Below are 8,151 nucleotides of genomic sequence, written 5' to 3' on the forward strand. Positions count from 1 at the left end.
TTACCTCCATGCTCAGAAATTATTTAAAAACGGCGGTCCGGAACCTGCTGCGCTACAAGGGATTTACCTTCATTAATATCCTGAGCCTGGTAATTGGCATTACCGGCTGTCTGATCATAGCACTGTTTGTCTGGGATGAACACAGCTTTGACCGGGACATTGCCGGCGGCGAACGGATATACCGTATCTACAACGAGCAGAACAGCCTGACGGGCGCCTCCAATGTGGCGGTAACGCAGCCTGCTTATGCCACCTTTTTGCAACAGAACTACCCCGAGGTGGATACCACCACACGGATCATGATGTTTCGGGATAAATTTCTGCTGGAAGTGGGCGAAAAGAGCGGATATGAAGAAAAGGGATGGTTTGTGGATGGTTCCTTTTTCCATGTATTCCCGCTGCCTTTCTTGCGGGGGAATGCGGCTACGGCCCTGAGCGCCCCCAATACGGTGGTGATTTCTGAGGAGCTGGCAAAGCGGTATTTTGGCGGGGAAGATCCGGTTGGCAAACCCCTGGCAATTGACAAGGAAACCTATGAGGTGACCGGCGTTTTGGCACCCCTTCCCGAGCATTTTCATTTACGCTTCCGCTACCTGATGTCGCTGCCTTCGCTGGGCCTGCCGGCGCAGCGCATGGAGGCCTGGACCTGGAACCAGTTTTATACTTATGTGAAGCTGACCCCTGGCGCCGATGCAGCGCAGGTAGAGGCAAAACTGCAGGCACATGTGAAAAAGGAGATCTATCCTACGCTGGAAAACCCCAATTCTACCTTTCTACCCCATTTTCAAAAGCTCGAACACATTCACCTGCAATCGGCTGATTTTGTCTATGATAATGCCCTGCGCGGCAACCAGACTTATGTGAAGGGGCTTACGATCATTGCTCTTTTTGTACTGGTGATTGCCTGTTTTAATTTCATCAACCTGGCTACGGCACGCTCCTTCCGGAGGGCCAAGGAAATTGGGGTACGCAAAGTAATAGGGGCAGACAGAAAGCAGCTGGTGCTGCAGTTCCTGGGTGAATCGGTGCTGCTCTCGCTTATCTCCATGCTGATTGCCCTGCTTGCCACCCTGATCCTGCTGCCCTTTCTCAATGCGTTTACGGAAAAGAGCATTTCGTTCAATCCCTTCACCAATCCGCTTTTGGCTTTACTTGTTCTGGCTGCGGCTGTGGTGATTGGCCTGCTGGCTGGGCTTTATCCGGCCATGGTTTTATCGGGCTTTCAGCCCATCAAAGTCCTCAAGAACATGAAGCCTGCAGGCGGGGGTGGCAACATTGGCTGGCTGCGGAAGTCCCTGGTGGTGGTGCAGTTTTCGCTGTCGGCCCTGTTGATTGTGTGTGCCCTGATTGTGTACCGGCAGGTGCGTTTTCTGAACACAAAAGATGTGGGCTTTAACAAAGAACAGGTGATCTTTTTCCAAACCCGCGGAGGGGTGAATGAAAACCTGGAAACCTTTAAAGCCGAGCTGAAAAATTCGCCCAATATCCTCTCGGTAACCTCAGGCTACGGCCTGCCCGGCGATCAGTTTGCCGGCGAATCGGTGCGGGTTCCGGATAAAGAAGATCAGCAGTTTTCCACTACGCTCTTTATCGGCGATCATGATTACCTCAAGACCCTGGGCCTGAAGCTGATTGCTGGCAGAGATTTCTCCAGGGAAAGGACCACCGATGAGCGGGAAGCCTTTATCATCAACCAAACTGCGGTAAAAGAATTTGGCTTTGGAACGCCCGAGCAAGCCCTTGGCCAGCGCATCGACTGGGAAGAATGGGCACCTGCCGATACCACCAATCCGGTGAAAAGGGGAAAAGTGATAGGGGTAGTGCAGGATTTCCACTACAAGAGCCTGCATGAAAAGGTAACGGCCTCAGTCATCCAACTCTATCCGGCGGTACACTTTAAGGTGGCGGTAAAGCTCCGAACCGAAAATCTGCCCAATACGCTGGCCTATATCAATGGGGTATGGGACAGGTTCTCGCCGGGCTATCCGCTGGACGTACAGTTTATGGATGAGACCTACGGCAACATGTACAAGTCTGAAGAAAAGCTGGCCAGCCTGATCTGGATCTTTACCCTGCTGGCCATAGGGGTGGGGTGTATGGGCCTGTTTGGCCTGGCGGCCTACAGTGCCGAGCAGCGCACCAAGGAAATCGGCATCCGCAAAGTGCTGGGGGCTGGTGTGCTCAATATTGTAGGCCTGCTCTCCAGGAGCTTTGTGGGGATGGTGCTTATTTCCTGTCTGCTGGCCTTTCCCCTTGCCTGGTGGGCCATGCATAGCTGGCTGCAAGACTTCTCGTACCGGATAGACATTGGCTGGTGGGTATTTCTGGTAGCCGGTGCTGCCGCCCTGCTGGTGGCCCTGATCACTGTTAGTTTCCAGGCCATACGGGCGGCCATGCGCAATCCTGTCAAGAATTTGAGAACAGAATAACCCAACCCCTTATACCATGAAGTCAGTTGTGCTTACGCTCTCATTTTTGCTGCTTTGCCTGGGTGTGAGTGCCCAGTCAGACCACGACCAGGCGCTTGTAAAAAAAGCAATCTCTAATTACGTAGAGGCGTTTTACCAGGCCGATACCCTATTGGCCTATGAAAGTGTAGCCAGAGAACTGGCCAAGCGGGGATATTATACCAGTAACGGCCAGATCCGGGAAGCCACTATGTCATTTGACCAGCTGGTAGCGCTCGCCAAACGCTGGAATGCCACTAAAAATATCACAGCCGCTACCCCGCGCAAGATCACCGTATACGAAGTGCTGGATAAGATCGCCAGCGCTAAGGTAGAAGCCCAGTGGGGCATCGATTACTTCCACCTGGCAAAGATCCAGGGCAGGTGGATGATTATTAATGTACTCTGGCAGGACTATCCCCCAGCCAAATAAACCTGCAGCACCATGCTTAAAAACTATTTTACCGTTGCCCTGCGCAACCTGAAGAAGCATAAGGCTTTTTCCTTCATTAATATAGTTGGTCTGGCGGTTGGCCTTACCTGCTGCATGCTCATTACGCTCTACATCTACCATGAGTATAGCTTTGATACCTACCATGAAAAAAAGGAGCGGCTCTACCAGCTTGGGGCCGTTTTTAGTGGGGGGGATGAGGCCAGGCGGGGAGCAACGGTCCCCTCGGCCATGGGCGATGCCCTCATGCGGGAGTTTCCCGAAATTGAAGAACGGGCAAAGCTGCTGAGTCTCTTTCGGGACGATAAGACCCTGCTGCAATACGAAGCGCCCGGCGCTGAACTAAAATCCTTTTATGAAAATAAGGGGTATATAGCCGACCCTTCTTTCTTTAGGCTGTTTACCTATGATTTTGTGGAGGGCAATCCGGCCACAGCCCTTACCAATCCCAATACGGTAGTTGTAACAGAGGCCATTGCCAAAAAACTCTTCGGTACCGAACCCGCCCTGAACAAAGTAATCCGAATCAGCAGCAGCACCAATGGCGATCATACCGTTACCATTGCCGGGGTTTTTCGGCCAAAAGCGGTTCCTTCTCACATCGATGCCCAGTTCTTGCTTTCTCCGCTGGGCGGGAATATGCAAGAGTACTTCATGAACGGCACCACCCTGGTAAACAACAACATGTTCTTTACCTATCTGCTGCTGAAAGAGGGGGCTGATGCCCGTCAACTGGAGCAGAAATTTCCGGCCTTTGTAGAACGCCACATGGGGGAGGCCCTGCGAGAAACACAGCAAAAACGAGCGCTTTTTCTGACCAATGTGGAGGACATTCACCTCCATTCCGGCATAGAGGAAAATGTTACCCCCTCCGGCAGTTTACCCTATTTGCGCATTCTGGCTTCCATAGCGGTACTTACCCTACTGATCGCCTGTATTAATTTTATGAACCTTTCTACTGCTCGCTCCTCCAAACGGAGTGTAGAAGTGGGGGTGCGTAAAGTGCTGGGAGCAGAGAAGCAGGCACTGATCTGGCAGTTTCTGGGCGAATCGCTCATCATGGCTCTGATTGCCTTTGTGCTGGCCCTTAGTGCTACCCAGCTTCTACTACCTCTTTTTGAACAGGTATCTGGGCGGGACATTGCGCTTTCGCTGCAGCAGCATGGGGTGCTCCTGCTTGCCTTTGTGGGGCTGGCGCTGCTTACCGGCCTGCTGGCGGGCAGTTATCCTGCCTTCTACCTTTCTTCCTTTAAACCGGTGCGCGTACTCAAGGGGCGATATTCCAGTTCGCTGGCAGCCGTATCGCTGCGAAAAGGGCTGGTGATCTTTCAATTTGTGATTTCGGTGGTGCTCGTCATTGCCTCGGTGATCATCTCCGACCAGATGCGCTTTTTGCGGAATAAAGATCTGGGCTTTGTCAAAGACCAGCAGCTGGTAATCCCCCTCAGAAGCCAGACGGCTAAAAACAATTCAGCTGCCATGAAAAATGCCCTTAGCAGCAACCCAAATGTTCAGTCGGTAGGTGCTTCCTTTTATTATCCTGGCATTTTTAATCCCACCGATTGGCTCATGTACAAGCAGGGCAACAGCATGCAACAGGCTAAATCGGTCTACATCAACTGGGTGGATGATAGCTTTTTGCAAACCCTGGGGATTAAACCAGTGGCGGGCAGACTATTTTCGCCCCAGTTTCCGGCCGATACCAATTCGCATATTATCCTGAATCAAAAAGGTGTAGCGGAAATGGGCTTTGCCACACCCGAAGAAGCGCTTGGCAGCTGGATTGCCTTTGACTGGAACGGACAGGTAAACCGCTTTACCATTGTAGGGGTAGTGGAAGATTTTCACTTCAAAGACCTGCGAATGCCCATTGAGTCCTTTGGCTTTCTGCTCAACAACAGCGCCAACCAAAGCTACCTCATTGCCCACCTGAGTGGCGATAGTATGGGAAATACCCTTGAGGCAATTGAAAAGGCCTGGAATGGGCTCAATCCGAATCAACCCTTTGAATACAGTTTTCTGGACCAGGATTTTCAGAAAAACTACCTGGCCGAAAGCCGGCTGGCCGATATGATCCGCTATTTTACCATAGTGGCCATTCTGATCTCCTGCCTGGGCCTGTTTGGTCTGGCTACCTTTAGCGCCGAGCAGCGCATTAAGGAAATAGGCATCCGCAAGGTGCTGGGGGCCAGTGTTGCCAGCCTGGCGGCCCTGCTGTCGGTTGATTTTCTAAAACTGATCCTGATAGCCCTGGTGCTGGCTTCGCCCATTGCCTGGTATATCATGAGCGAATGGCTGCAGGGCTTTGCCTACCGGGTAAGCATTGGCTGGCAGGTGTTTGCCCTCACCTTTGTACTGGCCATGCTCATTGCCCTTCTAACAGTGAGTTTTCAGGCCATTAAGGCTGCGCTGGCCAACCCCGTCCAAAATCTCAGAACTGAATAATCGGAAAGACCCATGTTTAGAAACTACCTCAAAGTGGCCCTGCGCTACCTGCTGAAGCATAAAGGATATACCGCTATCAATGTGCTGGGACTGGCGGTGGGCATTGCGGCCTGCCTGCTTATTTTGCTCTTTGTGCGCAGCGAATGGTCGTTTGACCAGCAGCACAGCAAGCGGGACCGTCTATACCGGCCCTGGCTGCAGGAGCATTACCAGGGGGAGGTGCTGGAAACCACCAGCACCCCCATACCCCTTGGCCCGGTGCTGGCCCGGCAGGTGCCGGAGGTAGAAGCCCAGTGCCGCATTTCTGACCTCAATACGCAGGTGCAGCATGGGGCCACAAGCTTTCCGGAAGCGGTAAGCCTGGTGGATGAGAACTTTTTTGAGCTGTTTGATTTTGAGCTGCTGGAAGGGAACCGGGCCAGGCCTTTCCCCGATAAGAATTCGCTGATCATTACCCAGGAAGCTGCCAAGCGCTATTTTGGGACTACCTCTGCAATGGGACAGCAGCTGCAGCTGCAGCTGGGTGAGTCCCGGGAGCTGTTTACCATTACGGGCATTGCCAGGGATCTCCCCTTTGAATCCAGCATTCAATTCCGGCTGCTGATTCCTTTTTCCAATGGGGTGCATTTCTGGAGTGAACAGCTCATGACCTCCGGCTGGACCAATATAGCGGTAAACACCTACGTGCTGCTGCAGGAGGGTGCTGACCCGCAAGCCGTAGATGCCAAGATTGCCACAGTGCTGAACCCCCTGGTGGCCAAGGGATATAAGCCGGGCGAATACAACGTACGCCTGCAACCCCTGTCGGATATCCGCACCAACAGCCTGCTGCCGGCTACCATAGAGTCGCCCACCAACCCCCTGTATGCCTATATTCTGGCCTCGGTGGGGCTGATGATCCTGCTAATTGCCTGCATTAATTTTGTAACCCTTTCGGTAGGGCGCTCGGCTACCCGGGCCCTGGAGGTGGGGGTGCGCAAGGTGATGGGCGCCGACCGGCGGCAGCTGATAGGCCAGTTTTGGGGAGAAGCACTCCTGCTGACCCTGTTTTCCCTGCTGCTGGGCATATTGCTGGCCTACCTGTTTCTGCCCACCTTTAACCAGCTGGCCAACCGTTCCTTTACCCTGCAGCCCGATGGGTTTACCCTGATGGCCTGCGCGCTGTTGCTACTGCTTATTGGCCTGGTGGCGGGCAGCTATCCGGCCCTTGTGCTTTCTTCCTTTAAACCCATACAGGTTCTAAAGGGTACCCTTAAAACGGGAGGCATGGGCTTTTTCAGGCGGGCGCTGATTGTGCTGCAGTTTGGGGCCTCCATTTTGATGATCATCTGCACCCTTACCATTGGCCAGCAGCTGCGGTATTTTCAAAGCAAAAACCTGGGCTTTGCCCGGGAGCATATCCTGATAGTGCCCACCAACCTGCCGGTAGAGCAGGGAAATGTGCTGGCCACCCGCTTTATTGCCGAGCTTGAGAAACACCCCCAGGTGGTGGGCGCCAGCCGTTCGCTCTTCCACATGGCCAATTGGGGGTGGATGCAGCTGGGCTATTCCGATGATCAGGGTGCTTTTCGCCAGTTTCGGTTCAATGCCATTGACCCCAGTTTTGTGGAGACGATGAACCTGGAACTGGTGGCAGGCCGAAACTTTATGAAGGGCAATGCCGCCGACTCTGGCTCCATGCTGGTAAACGAAGCCCTGGTGCGGGAATATGGATGGCAGGACCCCATTGGTCAGAAGCTGCCCGGGGCCTACCCCCATCGGGTAATAGGGGTAGTGAAGGATTTTCATTTTGAATCCCTGCACAACCCCATACAGCCTACGGCAATGGCCTTGAGTGCCGGGGCCTTCTACGCTAACTCCAGCGATGTGAGCTATGGTACTTCTCCGCGGCCGCGGGTCTCGGTAAAGTTCAGGGGTGGCGATCCGCAGGCGCATATCGCCCTGCTGGAGCAGAACTGGAAAGCCGTGGCCGGCGATCAGGAGTTTGAGTATGTGTTCCTGGATGATGTGTTGCAGCGGGCCTATGAGCAGGAGCAGCGCCTGGGCAGCATTGTGGAATGGGCCTCGTTTCTTTCCATTTTTATTGCCTGCATGGGCTTGTTTGGGCTGGCTACGCTGGTGGTGGCCCGCCGGACCAAGGAGATTGGCATTCGCAAGGTGCTGGGCGCCAATGTGGGCAGCATTGTGGCCCTGCTTTCCAAAGAATTTATGGTGCTGGTAGGGGCTGCAGCCCTGCTGGCCTTTCCGCTGGCCTGGCTGCTGCTAAACCGCTGGCTGCAGGATTTTGCCTACCGCATTGATGTGGCCCCCTGGGTGTTTGCAGCGGCCGGCCTGCTGGTAGTGGGGGTGGCCCTGCTAACGGTAAGTGTGCAGTCGGTAAAAGCTGCTATGCGCAACCCCGTTACCAGTTTGCGCACAGAATAAAGCGGCCTGCCCTATACCCCCTGCTCCGGAATAGGAAAGCCCTGTTTGGGGCCAGGCTGTGCTTTTACCCGGGCAGGCCAGGGACTAGGCCTGCCCCCTTTTTTCCTGATTATAAACACGTCTCGTATGCTTAAGAATTACCTGATCATTGCCTGGCGTCATCTGGCGAAAAACAGGGCCTTTACGCTGATAAATGTTTTTTGCCTGGCACTGGGTATGTCCATCACCCTGGTGTACATTGCCTTGCTCTCTTTTGTAGCTACCTATGATAGCTTCCATGCCGAGAAAGACCGCATCTACCGGGTGGTTACGCAGGTGCATGATGGGGTAGAGAATCCCCCGCTATGCCACTGCCCCCTCTGGGGGCTGCTTTCCAGCTTAAAA

The 8,151-nt window shown here is 53.6% G+C and carries 5 protein-coding genes; all 5 read left to right on the plus strand.

Annotated features, from left to right (window positions below):
• The first annotated feature begins 8 nt into the window (after window positions 1-8).
• Entirely contained in the window at window positions 9-2,429 is a 2,421-nt protein-coding gene (locus tag ADICEAN_RS10240; RefSeq protein WP_009195515.1) for an ABC transporter permease, read from the plus strand.
• 16 nt (window positions 2,430-2,445) lie between these two features.
• On the plus strand, window positions 2,446-2,880 hold the full coding sequence (locus tag ADICEAN_RS10245) for a nuclear transport factor 2 family protein (protein ID WP_009195516.1): 435 nt from the start codon (window positions 2,446-2,448) through the stop codon (window positions 2,878-2,880).
• A 12-nt stretch (window positions 2,881-2,892) separates the two neighbouring features.
• A complete protein-coding gene (locus ADICEAN_RS10250; RefSeq protein ID WP_009195517.1) occupies window positions 2,893-5,343 on the plus strand; it encodes an ABC transporter permease in 2,451 nt (816 codons plus the stop codon).
• Between the two features lie 12 nt (window positions 5,344-5,355).
• Window positions 5,356-7,767 carry an ABC transporter permease gene (locus tag ADICEAN_RS10255; protein ID WP_009195518.1) on the plus strand — a complete coding sequence of 804 codons (2,412 nt, stop codon included), beginning with the start codon at window positions 5,356-5,358 and terminating at the stop codon, window positions 7,765-7,767.
• Window positions 7,768-7,893: 126 nt separating this feature from the next.
• Window positions 7,894-8,151: hypothetical protein (locus tag ADICEAN_RS10260; protein WP_040396665.1), on the plus strand; the 258-nt coding region annotated here is incomplete at its 3' end.

Source organism: Cesiribacter andamanensis AMV16 (assembly GCF_000348925.1).
Lineage (GTDB): Bacteria > Bacteroidota > Bacteroidia > Cytophagales > Cyclobacteriaceae > Cesiribacter > Cesiribacter andamanensis.